The organism is Rhizobium sp. PRIMUS64, from assembly GCF_023006465.1.
GTDB classification, from domain to species: Bacteria; Pseudomonadota; Alphaproteobacteria; order Rhizobiales; family Rhizobiaceae; genus Rhizobium; species Rhizobium leguminosarum.
The window spans coordinates 72480-89530 of record NZ_JALBGX010000003.1; the positions used below are offsets into that span (position 1 = coordinate 72480).

The 17051-nt window shown below is 57.6% G+C and carries 15 protein-coding genes and 1 pseudogene; 12 read left to right on the forward strand and 4 right to left on the reverse strand.

Translation table 11 applies throughout. The features are described from left to right. Positions 1–114 precede the first annotated feature (114 nt). Both MOV76_RS02640 and argE read left to right on the forward strand, forming a co-directional pair. On the forward strand, positions 115–1620 hold the full coding sequence (locus MOV76_RS02640; RefSeq protein ID WP_247263744.1) for an aldehyde dehydrogenase: 1506 nt from the start codon (positions 115–117) through the stop codon (positions 1618–1620). Then, positions 1620–2774, forward strand: coding sequence for an acetylornithine deacetylase (gene argE / locus MOV76_RS02645; protein ID WP_247263745.1), 1155 nt, complete (start codon positions 1620–1622; stop codon positions 2772–2774). The genes MOV76_RS02640 and argE overlap by 1 nt, the downstream gene beginning before the upstream one ends. A 1-nt stretch (position 2775) precedes the next feature. Here the strand turns inward: argE and MOV76_RS02650 are convergent, their stop codons facing one another. Next, positions 2776–3738 carry a LysR family transcriptional regulator gene (locus MOV76_RS02650; protein ID WP_247263746.1) on the reverse strand — a complete coding sequence of 321 codons (963 nt, stop codon included), beginning with the start codon at positions 3736–3738 and terminating at the stop codon, positions 2776–2778. Positions 3739–3877: 139 nt separating this feature from the next. Here MOV76_RS02650 and MOV76_RS02655 point away from each other — a divergent pair, with 139 nt between their 5' ends. The 4 genes from MOV76_RS02655 (at position 3878) to MOV76_RS02670 (ending at position 8148) form a co-directional block, all read left to right on the forward strand. After that, positions 3878–4258: a carboxymuconolactone decarboxylase family protein gene (locus MOV76_RS02655; protein ID WP_247263747.1), complete on the forward strand. Its 381-nt coding sequence runs from the start codon at positions 3878–3880 to the stop codon at positions 4256–4258. Beyond that, a complete protein-coding gene (locus tag MOV76_RS02660; RefSeq protein WP_408987978.1) occupies positions 4177–5202 on the forward strand; it encodes an NAD(P)-dependent oxidoreductase in 1026 nt (341 codons plus the stop codon). Before MOV76_RS02655 ends, MOV76_RS02660 begins: the two co-directional genes overlap by 82 nt. A 344-nt stretch (positions 5203–5546) precedes the next feature. Beyond that, positions 5547–6344, forward strand: a complete 798-nt coding sequence (locus MOV76_RS02665; protein ID WP_247263748.1) for an IclR family transcriptional regulator — start codon at positions 5547–5549, stop codon at positions 6342–6344. A 637-nt stretch (positions 6345–6981) separates the two neighbouring features. Further along, on the forward strand, positions 6982–8148 hold the full coding sequence (locus MOV76_RS02670) for an aminotransferase class V-fold PLP-dependent enzyme (RefSeq protein WP_247263749.1): 1167 nt from the start codon (positions 6982–6984) through the stop codon (positions 8146–8148). Between the two features lie 90 nt (positions 8149–8238). On the opposite strand, the gene MOV76_RS02675 is transcribed toward MOV76_RS02670, so the two are convergent. The 3 genes and pseudogenes from MOV76_RS02675 to MOV76_RS02685 all read right to left on the reverse strand — a co-directional run. Further along, entirely contained in the window at positions 8239–8532 is a 294-nt protein-coding gene (locus tag MOV76_RS02675) for a type II toxin-antitoxin system RelE/ParE family toxin (protein ID WP_247263750.1), read from the reverse strand. A 2-nt stretch (positions 8533–8534) separates the two neighbouring features. Then, positions 8535–8813 (reverse strand): type II toxin-antitoxin system ParD family antitoxin, encoded by a 279-nt coding sequence (locus MOV76_RS02680; RefSeq protein ID WP_018517194.1) that lies wholly within the window; start codon positions 8811–8813, stop codon positions 8535–8537. 195 nt (positions 8814–9008) lie between these two features. Beyond that, positions 9009–9134: pseudogene (locus MOV76_RS02685) on the reverse strand (carboxymuconolactone decarboxylase family protein); the annotation flags it as partial. Positions 9135–9456: 322 nt separating this feature from the next. Between MOV76_RS02685 and MOV76_RS02690 the strand changes: the two are divergent. From MOV76_RS02690 to MOV76_RS02715, 6 genes are all read left to right on the forward strand, one after another. Next, entirely contained in the window at positions 9457–11040 is a 1584-nt protein-coding gene (locus MOV76_RS02690; RefSeq protein WP_247263751.1) for an ABC transporter substrate-binding protein, read from the forward strand. Positions 11041–11170: 130 nt separating this feature from the next. Then, positions 11171–12151, forward strand: coding sequence for an ABC transporter permease (locus MOV76_RS02695; RefSeq protein WP_065277041.1), 981 nt, complete (start codon positions 11171–11173; stop codon positions 12149–12151). Continuing rightward, on the forward strand, positions 12151–13074 hold the full coding sequence (locus MOV76_RS02700) for an ABC transporter permease (protein ID WP_247263752.1): 924 nt from the start codon (positions 12151–12153) through the stop codon (positions 13072–13074). The genes MOV76_RS02695 and MOV76_RS02700 overlap by 1 nt, the downstream gene beginning before the upstream one ends. Next, the gene (locus MOV76_RS02705; protein ID WP_247263753.1) at positions 13071–14894 is read left to right on the forward strand and encodes an ABC transporter ATP-binding protein; all 1824 of its coding nucleotides are present in this window, start codon (positions 13071–13073) and stop codon (positions 14892–14894) included. Before MOV76_RS02700 ends, MOV76_RS02705 begins: the two co-directional genes overlap by 4 nt. 112 nt (positions 14895–15006) lie before the next feature. After that, a complete protein-coding gene (locus MOV76_RS02710; protein WP_065277039.1) occupies positions 15007–15771 on the forward strand; it encodes a DeoR/GlpR family DNA-binding transcription regulator in 765 nt (254 codons plus the stop codon). After that, positions 15764–17050 (forward strand): Zn-dependent hydrolase, encoded by a 1287-nt coding sequence (locus MOV76_RS02715; RefSeq protein ID WP_247263754.1) that lies wholly within the window; start codon positions 15764–15766, stop codon positions 17048–17050. The genes MOV76_RS02710 and MOV76_RS02715 overlap by 8 nt, the downstream gene beginning before the upstream one ends. Position 17051 lies beyond the last annotated feature (1 nt).

Here is a 17051-nt window from a genome sequence, read left to right on the forward strand (position 1 = left end):
AAGCGGCTGAAGTGTTGCGCTTTGGGCAACGCTTCAGCCGACTTCAAGCACGCTGTTCAGAGAAAAAATACACATAATCGATGAACGTATCTTCATATGAAAGGCAATGCCGCGATGAGCAAAGTTCAACGAGGGAATATCTCCGAGTATCTGCCTGCTGACTGCATGAGCGGCAGCACGCTCTGGATTGGGGGGAAGTGGGAAGCCGCATCCGACGGCCGCACCTTTGACACCGTGGATCCAGCCACCGGCAACCCGATCATCAGCATTTCTCGCGCTGGGGCCGGGGATGTGCAACGTGCTGTCGATGCTGCGAAGATCGGCGCGAAGGTCTGGGCAGAACTTGATGGAATGCAACGCGCCGGCATTATGCGGAAGGCTGCAGAATTAATCCGTGAGCACCGACTGGCGCTCGGTGCTTTGGATTCTATCGACAGTGGGAAGGCGATCTCGGAAACGTCAGGTCGCAACACAGACGGTGCGGCTGGAATGTTCGATTTCTTCTCTGGAATCACGGACAAGATCCGTGGATCTGTGATCGACATGGGGCCCAAAAAGACTGGTCTGGTCGAGCGCGAACCCTACGGCGTAGTCGGGGCGATTTCACCGTGGAATTTCCCTATGACGAATGCGACGACTAAGATCGCCCCCATCCTCGCGTGTGGCAACGCGCTTATTCTCAAGCCGGCTGAGCAGACTCCGTTGTCGGCGCTCCTGCTGGCGCATCTTCTTGATCTCGCTGGCTTGCCAAAGGGAGTCTTCAACGTGATTACCGGCCTCGGTGCAGAAGCTGGCGCGGCCCTGGTCGAACATCCGGATGTGCCGAAGATCAGTTTTACAGGTTCGACTGCTACGGGACGGCGCATTGCGGCGGCAGCCGGCGAGCGACTAAAGTCCGTGACGCTTGAACTGGGCGGGAAATCTCCGTTCATTGTGTTCGACGACGCAGATTTGGACACCGCTGCGAGCGGCGCGGTCACGACCGTATTCATGAATCAGGGGCAGACATGCACCTCTTGCGCAAAGGTATTGGTCGCCCGTCCACTTCTCGCCGCCTTCATCGAGAAGTGCAAGGAACGCGTAGCAAAGATCAGCATCGGCGACCCGCTTGATCCATCCACCGATCTGGGCCCAATCGTCTCCCAGCAGCAACTCGACCGCGTCAATCGCCTGTTGTCGGAAGGCGTTGCTGCCGGGGCAACGAAGCTCGCACTTTCAGCCAAATACAGCCCGATGGTAGGCGGTTGCTTTATCGCTCCTCTGATTGTGACGGATCTCGATCCGGCAAGTTCGCTCGCGCGTGAAGAGATCTTTGGGCCAGTCATGTCGGTTTCTCCGTTCGACAATGACGAGGAGGCCTACGCGGCCGCCAACGACACGGAATACGGTCTAGCCGCATCTGTATGGACAAGCAGCCTTGCCCGCGCGGAAACCGCGCGTCGCGCGATCAACACGGGGATCGTCTGGATCAACTGCGTGCACACGCTTTCTTTGAACACCCCTGTACCTGGCCGCAAGTCCAGTGGCTTGGGTTCCGAATATGGCTGGGAAGCGGTCGACAACTATATGCGACTGAAGACGACGGTGACGATGTTCGGTGACTATAAAGGTCTTTTCTGATGCAGATTGGTAATTTGCTTCAGATCTTGGACGATCTCCTCGCCTTTCGGACAGTATCTTCCGAAAGCAATCTCGAATGCATCGACTATATAAAGGGAATTCTCGAAGGGTACGGCGCGCGTTGCGTCGTACAGCCCGACGAGACAGGAGGGAAGGCGAACCTGTTAGCCTCGATCGGACCGAACGTGCCTGGCGGCGTCGTATTGTCCGGTCACACCGATGTCGTTCCAGTCGAAGGCCAAACGTGGTCGTTTGATCCTTGGAAACTTACGCAAATAGACGGACGTCTCTACGGACGCGGCACGACCGATATGAAAGGCTTTGTTGCGCAAATGATCGTGGCCGCTGGCTTGGCGAAAAACAGGGCCTTATTACGTCCTCTGCATCTAGCGTTCAGTTACGATGAGGAGCTCGGATGCCTTGGCGCTTGGCCCATGGCGACGCTGATGAAGGAGACTTTACCAGACAATGCGGCGGTCATTGTGGGCGAACCGACGGAGAACAGGATTGTCACTAGCCATAAGGGTATTGTGACTTTTGTCACGGACATAAAGGGCCACAGTGTTCACTCCAGCAGGGTTCACGAAGGGGTCAGCGCGGTCACCGAATCCGCACGCCTGATCACTTGGCTCGACGAACTGATGTATAAGGAAGCGGAGACGCGGAAATCTAACTGTTTCGACCCACCTTTCACGACGATACATTGTGGAGTGGTTTCTGGGGGAATTGCTGCGAACGTGGTTGCGCCATCGAGCAGCTTTATCACGGATGTCAGAACGATCGAAGGCATCAGCCCAGCAGACTATCAAATGCTGTTTGAGAAATATGTGTCAGAGGTCGTGCTTCCTAGACTCCGCAATAGATGTCCAGACGTTGACATCAGAATTACCCGACGTTCGCTGACGCCAGGCCTCGATCCGGACCCTGGCAACCTCGCTGAAGTAATCACCCGGCGGATTACGGGTGACAATGGAACCTCAGCGGTTTCATATGCGACAGAGGCAGGAGTCTATCAGAGGGCAGGCTTTCCGGTAGTTGTCTGCGGCCCCGGTAGCATAGAGCAAGCGCATCAAGCCGATGAATACATCCGGCTGGATGAACTTGATCGTGGATTGAGGTTGATGGAGCGCCTCGTCGACGATCTGGCAGCGTGAACTATGGCCGGATCAAAGCTAGGGACGCTTTGATCGCCTGCAACAGCGCACTCGCCGCCGGGGGTAGGCGGCGGCCTCGGCGGGTTAGCAGGTGAGCTTCCCCGGCTTGGAGAAACGCCTCTTCGAATTCTAGCGCTACCAGATTCCCGGTCTCTATCTCGCGCTGCACGGCGAATTCGGGGCTCACGATAACTCCCCCCCACTCTGCAGCGAACCGTTCAAGAACACGCGTGGAGTTGGCCACCAGTTTGGGCGACAACATCACGTGCTCATTGTCTTCTGCAAACAGCAGGACTTGGCGGATTCCAAAACGACCTGGCAGCAAGCCGAGATCGTACTCCGATAGATCCGACACCTTGGCCTTCCGACCAAGCATAACAAGGGGATGATCCGGCTTGGTGACAACGCACATGGGATGTCGTTTCGAGCTGTGGGAATGCAGCTTTGTATCCTTTGGCGGATTATAAGCTAAGCCGAGATGGGCATCGTCCTCCACGATTTTTTGAATGATCTCGTCAGTGCTCCCAAACGACAAATTGAGCTGGACGTTGCTGTGCGTTTGGGAAAACGATCTTAGAATCGGCATGATGTCTTCCCCGAAGCCGCGTCCAAGAGCGATGGATACAGTGCCTCGTTGCAAGCCCAGGATTTCCCACACCCCTTGAATGACTGTTTCGATCTGCAGCCGTTGATCGTTAAAATACTGCAAAAACAGTCCCCCGGCCTCGGTCGGGCGAACGCCGCGGCCGTGACGTTCAAGGAGCGAAACCCCCAGCTCTGCTTCCATTCGCGAGATTTGCCGGCTCAGTGCCGATGGGGATGTATTCAGCAACTCGGCGCCGCCACGAACGGAACCCGCACTAACCGCGGCATCGAGGTAGGCTAGGCTTCGGAAATCAAAGTGACTCATGCGCTTCACGAGCGAAATGCGTCGTCGCTCTATTGATCCGGAGTTTTCGACCAATGCGTCCTCACAAGCAGCTACACTTCGAATTGCCTGTCATACATCGAGTGTTTCATAAATCGCAACGCTCATCTCCAAGGAAGCTGATCACAACGCGCTTCTTTGTGGCATCGTAGACAAAACTACGAACGGAGCTCATATGGCGAACGATGTGTTTGAACTTGGTCGCGACACACGCGGTGAAGTTATCGGCCGCGAGAGGTCGGAAACGGCTCTCGCGAGCGCGACCGATTTTGACTATCCCTTCCAGGAGATGGCGGTGCGGTATTGCTGGGGCGAGGTCTGGAACCGTCCTGGGCTGGACCGTAAAACTCGCAGCATCATCAATCTTGCTATGCTGAGCGCAATGGGTCGAGCGAGCGAACTCGCCTCACACGTGCGTGGGGCGCTGACCAACGGCGTTTCCGAAGAAGAAATGCGTGAGGTCTTCATGCAGGTCTGCATCTATGCAGGGGTTCCCGCCGCGGGCGAGGCGTTCAAAATCGCAAAAGACGCAATCACGGAAGCCAAGAAGGTCTGAAAATGAGTGAAACTCAGATGAATGTCGCAGTAATCGGCCTTGGCCTTATGGGGTTGTCCATCGCAAAGAACGTTGCAAAAGCTGGCTTCCCCCTCAAGGTGTTCGACCTCAATAGGGCGGCCGCGCAATCGATCGCAGGCGTGAACGTGACAGTTGCGGAAAGCCCAGCGCAGGCTGCGATTGACGCGGACGTGGTCTTGCTTTCCCTGCCGGGACCGACAGAGGTTGAAGCCGTTTGCATAGGCAGTTCATCGCTTCTGGAAACCCTGAAGCCCGGTTCGGTGATAGTCGATCTTTCGACCAACGGCGTCGAGACAGTCAAGAAACTTGAAGCAGAACTTGCCAAAAAGGGTATCAAGTTCTTGGATGGACCGGTGAGCGGTGGGCCGTGGGGTGCTGCTGATGGTACCCTGGCAATCTGGGTTGGGGGCGACAAGGCGGGGTTCGAGAAGGCCCTTCCCGTGCTTAAGTCTGTCGGCAAGGCAATTGAGCACATGGGTGCTATCTCCACCGGAACGATTACCAAGCTCGTGCACAACACCGGCGCAAATATTCGCCATTCGATGCTGTGCGAGATCATGGACCTTGGTGTCAAAGCGGGCATTGAACCGGTTGCCCTTTTTAAGGCGATACGCGAAGGCTCGAACGGCCTCCAGCGCACGTTTGATGGGATTGCAGGCAAATATCTCGATCGGTCGTACGATGAACCGGCGTTCCGGCTTCGACATGCGCACAAGGACCTCAGACTGGCGCTCGAATTGGGGAATGCCTTGGAATTGCCGATGGACCTCTCCAAGGCGGTCATGGTGCGCATGGAGCAAGCCATGGCGAAAGGCTGGGGCGACAAGGATAGCGGAGCGGTCGGCCTCGTTGCTCATGAAGAGGCAGGTGTGGTCGTGAAGCCCATAGACAAAACGGTCCTCAAGCAGATTATTTCGAAGTAATCTTACATCTGGTGTCGCATTGGCGTGAAGATTTTCCTTCCCTCAGCGAGTATTCTCGCTCCTTTGGCCCGGCAGGAATGCCGGGCCTTTTTCCGATGGTATTCGGTCTGAAACTGCAAGAGCGCTGTGAATGGTGTTGCGAGAATGGGGATAGCGCCGACGCGGAAGCTCGGCCCCCCTCGAAGCACTCGAGCTTCAAGTTAGTCAGCATCACAGCGGTTGGAGCAAACCGCCGGTTCTAATTGCCATTTGAACATTCTTAGATTCATCATTAGGCTATGCGTTCAATTTTCGAGTAATTTTCTCTCGAATTTTGGTTTCTCTGGATCTCTGTGAGTTCCCATATGAGCTTGAACGTGAATCAGGATGGACCGCTCGACCGCGCCTTCGCTATACTGGAGTTTGTGGCCAGCCAACAGAAAGCGGTCACAGCGGCAGATATCGCCAAAAATCTGGACCTGCCATTGCCGACAGCTCACAGGCTAATTGGCAATCTGGAAGCACGAGGGCTCCTGCAGCGGGCGGCAGGCACCAAACGTTACGTTGTTGGCAATACACTTGTCGTGCTCGCGGGGAAGACGATTGGCTCTGCGTTCCGGACCGCGCGGCGCCACGCAGTTCTCCAAAACGTCGCAGCAGAAATCGGCGAGCAATGTGAGATCGGAATTGTTCGAAACAATGTCGTTGCCTATGTCGATAGCGTCCGGGTGACCGCTCCTCAAGGCCTTCAGTTCGATCCCGGTGGTAGCGCCCCGCTGTATTGCACCTCGACCGGAAAAATCTACATGAGTATGCTGCCGGCAAAAGCACGCGAAAAACTGGTGCGGTCGTTCCGTATTGAAAAGCACACAGACCGAACCATCACCGATCCTGAAGCACTCTTAAGAGTCCTCGAAAAAACAAGGTCCGCTGGCTGGGCGCGAACGAATGAAGAGTTTGTCAAGGGCGTCGTCGGATGCGCCGTTCCCATTCTTGCTCCCGACGGAACGCTAATAGCATGCCTTGGTGTCTCAGTGCCCGTTGCCCGGGTAAGCTACGAGGAGTTGCAGCGTTTCCGCGAACCGCTGATGAATGCGGCGGTGCTGCTTTCTGAAACGATACTTCAGTCCGACAGCGATTTCTCCGAAGAGGTTGACCGTTGAGGTCATTTCCTGACTTGAGTTTGGTACGGCAGGGCGTAGCAGAGGTTGAAGACGAAGTTCGAGACATTAGCACAGCACGATCAATCAAACACTCAGCAAACGCCACGAGTCAGGGAGCAAACAGCAGAAGCCACGCCCTTGCGTCCCAAGGCTGAGTGCCCTTTCCAATTCAGACTTCGGAAACGCGGACGACACCGAATTTAATCTGAGCGGCCCTAGCTTTGGAAGCCGCCAATTTCTGCCTGGATGAATAGAAGGGCGACTGCCTAATTTTGCCTGCTCCCCGTAGATACCGGCGGCACCCAAACACCCTTCGGCGGACCACAAAAGGTAAGTTTGTCGCTGGCGAACTGCGTCTCATCAAGCGCTTTAGGAATCAATAAGTTATTTTGCCGGTCAAACCTAGAATCATGCGACTTGATCGAATATTCTCATTTTTCGGAGTAAATTACACTCATTTAACGAGATGTATGTAGACGAAAGGGTTTTTTGGCCTATGATTTAGAACATTGCTGCATTCGAAAATTTGTGCAGCGCAAAATAACAGACCCAAATAGCCCGACCAAACCTCGGGATCGGAAACGACGTAGTTCATCGCTACGGTGAGCGGGTTTTGCTGGCCGAATTGGAGAGATTGATGACGCAGTATTACGATGTCCAAGCAGTCAGGAAGCTATTTCCTGCCGTCGAGAAGATGACTTACCTCGACTCCGGCTTCCAGACGCCGATGTCGAAGCCGGTCAAGGATGCACTCGAAACCTTCATAAGGGAGGGTTACGAGACGGCCGGTCCGAAATCGGTATGGATCGATCGCATGGAGCAGACGCGGGCGAAGGTCGCAGGTCTGTTGAACGCCATTCCTGAAGAAATCGCGTTCACGAAGAATACGTCCGAGGCGATGAACATCGCTGCCAACGCCCTTCCGCTGAAGGCTGGCGACAACGTCCTTATGATCCATGGGGATCATCCCAACAACGCTTATGCCTTTCTCAATCTTAAGAAGAAGGGCGTCGAAATCCGCGCTATTCCCATGACCGAAGTCGTCAATGCCGACAGCTTTCGTCCGTACATCGACGCCAATACCAAGGCAGTCTCGATGTCGCAGGTCACATTCCATGCCGGACATCGCTTTGACATTGCTGGTGTCGGCCAGCTCTGCAAGGAAAAGAACCTCTACTATGTGCTCGACATCATGCAAGCGGTCGGCGTGGTTCCCATCAATGCGAAGAAGGTCAGCGCAACTTTCATCGGTTGCGGGACCCACAAGGGTCTTCTAGTCCCGCAAGGCCTTGGCCTTCTCTATTGGGATAGGACTCGCACGGAACTTGAACCTGCTTATCTCGCTGCAATCAGCCTTGCCAATCCCCCAGCCGATTTCATCGCCCGCCCGGACGACATGGCTCCGGCTCCGACCGCGGGCCGCTTTGAGCTCGGCAACTTCAATTTGCCGGCAATTCAGGCCCTCGGTGCGGCACTCGATCTGATCAACGAACTTGGCGTCGAGAAAATCCAAGCTCATTGCTTCGATCTCGGCGATCGTCTAATCGCCGGCCTAGACGAACTCGGCGTTGGACTTGTCGGTCCGAGCGACCGCGCCAACCGTGCACCGCACATCTACGTCGCGACCCTGCCGGCTGACGAGTGGATCGATTACTTCACATCCAAGAATGTTCGCGTTTCGCCGGAGCGCGACGGAGTCCGGATTTCACTCGCCATGTTTAACACCGAAGCCGACATCGATCGCTTCCTTGCTGTCGTCAAGGAGCGTAATTCTTCGACAGGCCGATCCTCGAGGGCGGCCTAGCCGAACTTGCGCAGCAGTTCCATAAATCTGCTTACGCCTGAAAACGCATGCAATCCGAGATCTTATATGAGGGGTACCGCGAGCCCGCCGTTATATAATCACTTTGGAGGAAATCTTTCTGCGCCCGTGCAGGACGCGGACGATTTCAATGGCACTGCCACTGAGCCGATAAAGAGTCAGATACTCACCTGAAACGAGATGCCGAATGCCTGGCGCGATATCGTCGCGCGCAACCCCCGAGTAGGGGTGTCGGCCGAGATTGTCCCAGCGTGCTTCAATCGCGTCAAGAACACGGTCAGCCGCAGATATGTTGTCAATGGCTATGTAGGACCATATCTCGATCAGGTCCTCGTCCGCACGATTGGTTCGGATAATTGGAAGCATGGTTAGCGTTCGGGTCGTGCAGATTTTAATCGCTCGAGCGCTGCAGCTTTTACCTCTGCCATTGTCGTGCGGGAGCTTGGGCCGCTTTCGATGCCATCTTGTACGAGCGCTCGCAGATCCTCGACGGTGTAGCCGAGCAAATCTCGTCGCTCCTTCCATTCGCGGACGGCATCACGGATGGCTTCACTCGTCGATGCATATTCGCCAGCATCGACCGCGCTTCGCACAAAGCCCGCCATTTCGGATGTCAGTGCAATCGTAATTTTCTCGACCGTCGCCATAGTTTCCAGCCTCCGATTTTACTGCTGAATGGTATGCGATTAGCGTACCGTACGCAAGTCATGACCATTTCATTCGAAGCAGCACACAACGCCGGGAGCCGATTGATTATCCATTCCGTCCCAGTCGCCAACCAGTGGTCGTAGGTTCGAATCTATTCAAGACCGGCAATGCTCAACGACTGATCGCACAATTATTCATTTGGCACTATCGAATTCCGGATCGACGGGGATCTGCATTGCCGTCACCAGATGGTTAGTCTGGGCGGCAAGGCCGATGACCGAGGGGGGTTCGACATGCTGCGCGTCCGTCATATCGCGGGCGAGATTTGTGCGTCACCTTTGCTTGAATATTTTTTAGGCGCCAAATGTGATTTTGTGACATTTATAAAAGTAATTCGGCACGCTCATTCTGCCCGCAAAATAGATAAATGCTGAAAAATGCGCCATTTGCCTAGCGCTACGCTGAAAGAACATTCCTAAATTACACTTATAATCAATATAATACAAATCGCCTGAGCTGATTTACGACAGGAGAATGGCATTCCGATTTTCTAATTTACGAGAACCCATTGAAAAACGAAAAAATGCCCGATATCGTGGAATAATAAGAAAGCCACATAAAACCACAAAAGGGAAACAGCTTATGAATGACATCAGCAGACGCAATTTCCTCGCCGGGCTTGGTGCGGCTGGCACGGGTGCCGGTCTCCTGCAGATCAACCCGGATTTTCTGTTCTCCTCGGCCTTTGCCCAAACGGGCAAGACGGTGGTGTTCCTGTCGGCGGAAAATATTACGGGCAACTGGGACCCGACCGGCCACACAACGCTATCGCAGAAGAATATCGAAGGCTTCGTCATGGGCTTCCTGACGCGGACGCCGATGACAGTCGAAAAGCCCGACGAAGTGGTCTATGAATTGGCCACCAGCATCAAGCTTCTCGAGCCGAACAAACTCGAGATCAAGCTGCGCGAGGGCGTCAAATTCCACGACGGCAAACCCTTCAAGGCCGAAGACGTCAAGGCGACCTTCGAATACGGCTCCAGGCCTGACCGCCCGGCCCAATTCTATCCCGGCCCGACCGAGACGCTGACGATCACCACCCCTGACGACTACACGGTCATCGTCGATACCTCCAAGGGCGGATATCCGGCCCATTTGTTCATCTTCCTCGCCTCATACCTGCCAATCATGTCGGCGACCGATGTCGCCGGCGGCCCGACCGGCCCGCTGACGCAGCGCCTGAACGGCACCGGCCCGTTTAAGTTCGTCAAGCAGGAAGGTAATGCCACGATCCTCGAAGCCTATCCTGATTATTTCCTCGGTACGCCGAAGATTCCTGGCATCAGCTTCAATTTCGTCGGTGACAGCACGACACGCATGTTGTCCCTGCTCAATGGCCAGGCCTCGATCGCCGAGCGTCTGGAACCGGAACAGGTGACCTCGCTCGATGGCAATGACAAGATCGCAATCAGCAGCGTCGTCTCGGTCGAGAACAAATATCTCTGGTTCCGCTGCTCGAAGGCGCCGTTCGACAACCCGCTGATCCGCAAGGCGGCCTGCCACGCGATCGACCGCTCGATGATCGTCGAAATTCTGGGCTCGGCCGGTCATGCTTCGTCCAATTACGTGTCGCCGGTGAAGTTCGGCTATATCGACCTGCCGAACTACCCGGAATACAGCCCGGAAAAATGCCAGGCGCTGCTGGCCGAGGCCGGTTTCCCCAAGGGTGAGGGCCTGCCGCCGCTGGAATACATCACCTCCGTCGGCTTCTACCCGAAGACCAAGGAATACGGCGAGGTCATCACCGCCATGCTGCAGGAACAGGGTTTTCAGGTATCGCTCTCTGTTCTGGAAATCGCCGCCTGGAACGAACGCCTCTACGATCGTCCGGGCGGCGGCCCCGGCCATATGGTCGATTGCGGCTGGTCCACCGGTTCACCTGAGCCCGACCTCGTACTGCGCACGCATTTCCATTCGACCTCGAAACGCATCACCGGCATCGTCGACAAGGAAATCGACGCGACACTCGACAAGGAGCGCAGCGCCCCGTCACTCGAGGAGCGCAAGAACATCCTGCAGACCGAAACCATGCCCATGCTTGCCGAAAAGGTGCCGGCCCTGTCACTGTTCACTTCGGTGATGATCCACGCGATGGACAAGTCGCTGGCCGGCCTCTTCATCTATCCTGACGGGTCCATGGACGCCTCGAAGGCCGCATTCAGCTGAGGCTGGCTTGCGTTTTCCACGGCGCTGGAGGCCAGCGCCGTGGAGGTTTTCGTTTCGCTCATGATGTCAACAAACGACCGCGACCGTCGCCGCTCAGGACGGTTCGCTCCGATTGCTGCCAGGATATGATATGTTCATTCTCAGTTTTCTGGTTCGACGGCTGGCGCAAGGCGCACTGATCGTCTTTCTGGTGACGCTGCTTATCTTCACACTGCTGCGCGTGGTTCCCGGCGATCCGGTCCGGCTGATGGCCGGCGGCATGGCGCCCGAAGCGCTGATCGAGCAGATCGCCAAGGACATGGGCCTGCGAGATCCCATCCTGGTTCAGTTCGGCCGCTATATGAGCGGCGTCGTCAGGGGCGATCTCGGACAATCCTTCGTACGGCCCGCGAGCGGCGCTTCCACAGGCGGTTCCAGTTTCGGCGATTCCACCCGCGGCGAACGCGCCGAAGTGCTGACCCTGATCGGTGACACCCTGCCGATGACGCTGCAACTCGGCGGCCTGGCAATATTTTTCGCCCTGATCTTCTCGTTCTTGGTCGGCATTCCCGGCGGACTGGCGCCCGGACGATGGCCGGATCGCGTGGCCTTCTACATTTCTTCGATCTTCATATCGCTGCCGAACTTCTGGCTCGGCATCGTCCTTGCCATGCTTCTGTCTGTCAAACTCGGCTGGCTGCCGGCGATCGGATATGCCGGCTTTGCCTATACCATCCTGCCGGCGATCGTTCTGGCCGTCGAGCTGGCGCCGGTGCTGATCCGGACGCTGACCGGATCCGTGGCTACCGTGATGATGGAGCCTTTCATCGCAGTCGGAAACGTGCGCGGTCTCAGCCGCAGCCGCATCATTGTCGCCCATGCGCTGCGGAACGCCTCCGTTCCCCTGCTGAATCTAATCGGCATCCAGATCAGCGGCCTGCTGGGCGGCGTCCTCGTCGTCGAATTCATCTTCGATTATCCCGGTCTCGGACTTTTGACCATCAACGCCGTGTTGCAGCGTGACTTCCCGCTGATCCAGGGGATCGCCATCGTCACCAGCGCGATCTTCGTCTTCATCAACATCGCAGTCGACCTGATTGCCACCATGATCGATCCAAGGTTGGAATATTGATGAGCGTGACAGAGACAGACATCCCGACAATCCCGGTTCCGGCAACACAACGCGGCGCTTCAGTGGCGCGGCGTATCTGGCGGATTGCCCTTGCCTCCAACGAATTCCGTGTCGGCGCTGCCATTTTCATCGTGCTGGTTATGGCGGCCCTGCTTTATCCGCAACTGAGCGGCATCGACCCCACGAAGATGAGTGTCGCCACGCGCCTGCATGCGCCGCCGTTCATGGGCGATAAATGGAACTGGACGGCGCCGCTCGGCACCGACCAGATCGGCCGCGACATGCTGGTGCGCAGCCTGGTCGGCCTCCGCTACTCGCTGCTCATCGGTCTTTCCACCGTTCTGGTCATGCTACTCATCGGCTGTTCGCTCGGCACGATCGCCGGATATTATGGCGGCCGCGTCGACATGGCGATCATGCGCCTGACCGATGCCCAGCTGTCGATCCCGATGATCATCCTGGCAATCACCGTGCTCGGCGTCTCGCGCCCGACAATCCCGGCGATCATCCTCGTTCTTGGCCTGTCGAGTTGGCCGGTCTATGCCCGCGTCACTCGCAGCGTCGTGATGACCGAGCGCAAGCGGGAGTATGTGCGTGCCGCTGAAATCTACGGCGCGTCCGATTTCCGCATCATGGTGCGCCTGCTGGCGCCGCTGGTGCTGCCGCCAATCATCTTCGTCTCGGTGCTCGATGTCGCCCGAATGATGATCTTCGAATCCATCCTCGGTTTCATCGGGCTGGGTGTTCAGCCGCCGACGCCGACTTTCGGCAACATCATCGCCGACGGCCGCAAATACCTGCTCAACGCCTGGTGGATCGCCACCATGCCGGGCGTGTTCCTGTGTCTGTGCCTGACCAGCATCAACCTGATGGGCGCATCGCTTGAACGGGCTCGCAATCGTATCTATGGAGGCAAATCGTGACCGGCACACCGCTTCTGAAGGTTCGCGATCTGAGCGTCGGCCTGGCAACGGGCGACGGCATGCGTCCGATCATTTCCGACATCGACTTCGATCTGGCCCCGCGCGAAATTCTCGGCATAATTGGGGCGAGCGGTGCCGGCAAGACCGTGCTCTCGCGTGCACTCGTCAACTGGATTGATCCGCCACTGACGGTTACGTCAGGATCGGTCGTCTACAAATCCCAGAACATCCTCGATCTGCCGGCACAGAAACTGCGCACGCTGCGCCGCGAGATCGCCTATGTCGGTGCCAATCCGGCCGGGGCTCTCGATCCGACCCTGCCGGTCGGCCAGCAGATCGTCGAGAAACTGCGCGCGGTCGCACCGGAGATTGCGCATGAGGAAGCCAGGAAGCGGGTCATCGATCTGCTTGGCGCGGTGCGCATCCCTTCGCCGCAGATGCGCTATCACGAATATCCATCGCAATTCAGCGGCGGCATGATGCAGCGCGCCCTGATCGTCGATGCGCTGGTCAGCAATCCGGCTTTCCTCGTCGCCGACAACGTCACCCAGCCGCTTGATGTCACGGTCGCCGCCCAGGTGCTGCGCCTGATGCGCGAACTGACCACGCGTTTCGACACGGCGATCGTCTTCATATCCTCGTCGCTGCCGCTGGTGAGCGACGCTGCCGATCAGATCCTGGTGCTGGCCGAAGGCAAGATCGTGGAGCGGCAGGCAACGAAGGCACTCGTCGACACGCCGCAGCATCCCTATACCCGCGAGCTGATCAGCCAGATCCCGAAGATCTGGACGAGCGAAGCGGTCGCCATCGAGCTACCGGCCGAGACCCGCGAGCCCATCATCAGCATTCGCGATGCCACCCGTTCCTACCGGGTGCGCAAACGCGGCACCTTTGCCAGCTACAGCACCGTGCGTGCCGTGCGCAACGTCACCTTCGACGTCTTGCCGGGAGAGAATTTCGGCATCGTCGGCGAATCCGGCTGCGGCAAATCCACGCTCATGCGTCTGCTCAGCCGGCTGGAACGGCCCGATAGCGGCCAGGTCCTCTGCGACGGACAGGATATCACCAGGCTTTCCGGCAAGGGGCTTTTGAAGTTCCGCCGCGATTTTCAGCTGGTGCTGCAGGATCCCTTCAATTCGCTGCCACCACGCACCGCGATCGGCGCCATCATCGAGGAGCCGCTGAAGACACACGGCGTTGCCAGGGGCGCAGAGTTACGCGACCGCGTGCTCTCGGTGATGCGCGAGGTCGGCCTGCCCGCTACGCTCTACGACGAGCTTCCGCTGGGTTTGAGTGCCGGCCAGCGCCAGCGCGTCAACGTTGCCCGCGCCATGGTGCTGGAGCCGAAAGTGCTGATCATGGACGAGACGCTGTCGTCGCTCGACCAGACCGAGCAATTCAAATTGCTGAAGCTGTTCGAGCAGCTGCAGGCCCAGCACGGCCTGACCTATGTCTACATTTCCCACGATCTGGCGATGGTGCGCCGTGTCTGCAATCGTGTTGCCGTCATGTATCTCGGCGAGGTCGTCGAGATCGCCGACAACAGTCGGTTGTTCTTCGATCCCGGCCATCCCTACACCAAGGCTTTGCTCAGCGCCGTGCCGACGCTGGAAGAGCGCCGTTACAAGCCGGAAGACTGTCTGTTGGAAGGAGAGCCGCCAAGCCCGATCGACCTGCCGCCCGGCTGCAGTTTCGCCAGCCGCTGCCCGAACGCATTCAGCAGCTGTCACAAGCAAAGCCCGGTTTTGACCGCCCGCGGCAACAAGGACCTTGCTGCTTGCTTTTTGGTGGAAAACACGCTTTCCCACGCGGCAGCTTGAAACCGTAAATTGCATCGAAACCCGGGAGGATCAGACGATGAAAGAAGCAACGACCACGGCGGGACACGCTGGTTCGACAGACTTGCCGATGGGCCTGTGACGGGAAGCCCTCATGACTGACCATCCCCAGGCACGTCTGCAACACATTCTCGAAGAGCTCGCCAAGCATGGCCGGGTCACGGTCAAGGAACTAGCGACGGAATTTTCCGTCAGCCCGGAAACCGTGCGCCGCGACCTGAAGCAGTTGGAAATGGAAGGGCACCTGCGCTGCATCTATGGCGGCGGCGTGACGCCGCGTCGGGATGCCGATCAGCCGATCTCGCAACGCATGCGCGTCAATGCTCGTGAAAAGGCAAAAATCGCAACCCTCGCTGCCAGAGAGCTGCGCGACCATACCAAGATCTTCCTCGACAGCGGCACGACCATGCTGGCGCTGTCACGCTATCTCGTCGATCGGCCGCTGATCAATATCTACACCAACTCGCTGGATATCATCCAGACCTTGTCGGGGGTGGAATCCAATAACGTGGTCGCCGTCGGCGGCGTTCTGCGGCCGAGCTACCGGGCGTTTCTCGGAACCGATACGCTCAATGTGATCCGCGAACATCTCTTCGATATCGCCTTCGTCAGCGCGGTGACGGTCGATGTCAATCTCGGTTTCATGGACCTCGGCGAGGACGAGGCGCTGGTGCGCCGGGCGTTGCGCCGCCACGCCAAGCAGGTCGTGATGCTCGCCGACAGCAGCAAGTTCGGCCGCCAGGGTAATTTCTGCACCTATAATTTTCGTGACGTTGATCTGCTCATCACTGATGCGCCTCCGCGGGCAGATTTTCTTGAAAAGTTGGAAGAGGCGCAAGTGAAGGTGATTTATGCTTGAAACCCGTAGCGAGCCGGCATCCCTGCCTGAGGTCGATGCCGAAGCCCTGCACCGGATGATGGAGGAAGTCTCCGTCTTTGGCGGCGGGCCGGGTGGTGCGATGACGCGACTGACCTTGTCACGGGAAGACAAGGCCGCCCGGGACTGGCTGGCGAATTGGCTGAAGAATTCGGGCTTGCGTCTCGAGACCGACCCGATGGGCAATATGTACGGCTTCCTCGACTGGGCCGGGCCGGATGCGCCTCTGGTCATGAGCGGGTCGCACCTCGACAGCCAGCCGAACGGCGGCCGCTTCGATGGCGCCTACGGCGTGATTTCCGCCTGCGCGGCGATCGATGCCATACGCAAGCATGTGGCCGCGGTTGGGGTCACACCAAAAGTCAATTATTGCATCGTCAACTGGACCAACGAGGAAGGCGCCCGTTTCCAGCCAAGCCTTCTCGGCAGCGGCGTCAATGCCAGCGAATTGACACTCGATTTCGCGCTCGCCCGCAAGGATGGCGACGGCATTTCTGTCAGGCAAGCACTTGACGATATCGGTTATGCCGGCATCTTCGGCCCCGTTATTCCCGATGCCCTGATTGAGCTGCATATCGAGGGTTCCGCCGAGCTGGAAAAGAAAGGCATGCGCTTTGCCGTCTTCAACCGCTTCTGGGGCAACGTTAAGTACCGGCTCGCCTTCATCGGCCGCCAGGCGCACACCGGCCCGACGCCGATGGCCGAGCGCCATGACGCGCTCCTGGCTGCGGCCTACCTGATCGCCGAGTTGAAGGGCTTTGCCGATCAAGCCGGGATCGACCTGCACACCTCCTGCGGCCGTCTCGAGGTCTATCCGAATTCCCCCAATGTCGTGCCCGGCGAGGCGGTGATGTTCATCGAACTGCGCTCTGCCAAGCCCGAGGTGCTTGCCTGGGCGGAAGCACAGCTCAACGAGAAAGCTGACCTCTGCGCCAAGAAGGCGGATGTCGGCTTCGAGGTCCGCTCGATCGACCGCCGCCGCGCCGGGAACATGGACGGGCGACTGGTTGCCCTTGCCCAGGATACGGCGGCCGGCTTCGGCCTTGAAACCTTGCTGCTCGACACCATCGGCGGACATGACGCCGTCAGCATGACGACCGTTTCCCCGGCAGTCGTCATCGCCGTGCCAAGCGTCGGCGGCGTCATCCATCACCCGACGGAATTTACCACGCCGGAAGACCGGTTGTTGGGCGCGGAAATCCTCAGCGCCATGCTGTGGAAATTCTGCCTCGACGGCAACATCCTGAAAACCATGGACTGAA

Excerpts from the sequence above, each read along its gene's own strand:
- MOV76_RS02640 (WP_247263744.1), top strand. The coding sequence starts at position 115 with ATGAGCAAAGTTCAACGAGGGAATATCTCCGAGTATCTGCCTGCTGAC.
- argE (WP_247263745.1), top strand. The coding sequence starts at position 1,620 with ATGCAGATTGGTAATTTGCTTCAGATCTTGGACGATCTCCTCGCCTTT.
- MOV76_RS02655 (WP_247263747.1), top strand. The coding sequence starts at position 3,878 with ATGGCGAACGATGTGTTTGAACTTGGTCGCGACACACGCGGTGAAGTT.
- MOV76_RS02665 (WP_247263748.1), top strand. The coding sequence starts at position 5,547 with ATGAGCTTGAACGTGAATCAGGATGGACCGCTCGACCGCGCCTTCGCT.
- MOV76_RS02670 (WP_247263749.1), top strand. The coding sequence starts at position 6,982 with ATGACGCAGTATTACGATGTCCAAGCAGTCAGGAAGCTATTTCCTGCC.
- MOV76_RS02675 (WP_247263750.1), bottom strand. The coding sequence starts at position 8,532 with ATGCTTCCAATTATCCGAACCAATCGTGCGGACGAGGACCTGATCGAG.
- MOV76_RS02680 (WP_018517194.1), bottom strand. The coding sequence starts at position 8,813 with ATGGCGACGGTCGAGAAAATTACGATTGCACTGACATCCGAAATGGCG.
- MOV76_RS02690 (WP_247263751.1), top strand. The coding sequence starts at position 9,457 with ATGAATGACATCAGCAGACGCAATTTCCTCGCCGGGCTTGGTGCGGCT.
- MOV76_RS02695 (WP_065277041.1), top strand. The coding sequence starts at position 11,171 with ATGTTCATTCTCAGTTTTCTGGTTCGACGGCTGGCGCAAGGCGCACTG.
- MOV76_RS02700 (WP_247263752.1), top strand. The coding sequence starts at position 12,151 with ATGAGCGTGACAGAGACAGACATCCCGACAATCCCGGTTCCGGCAACA.
- MOV76_RS02710 (WP_065277039.1), top strand. The coding sequence starts at position 15,007 with ATGACTGACCATCCCCAGGCACGTCTGCAACACATTCTCGAAGAGCTC.
- MOV76_RS02715 (WP_247263754.1), top strand. The coding sequence starts at position 15,764 with ATGCTTGAAACCCGTAGCGAGCCGGCATCCCTGCCTGAGGTCGATGCC.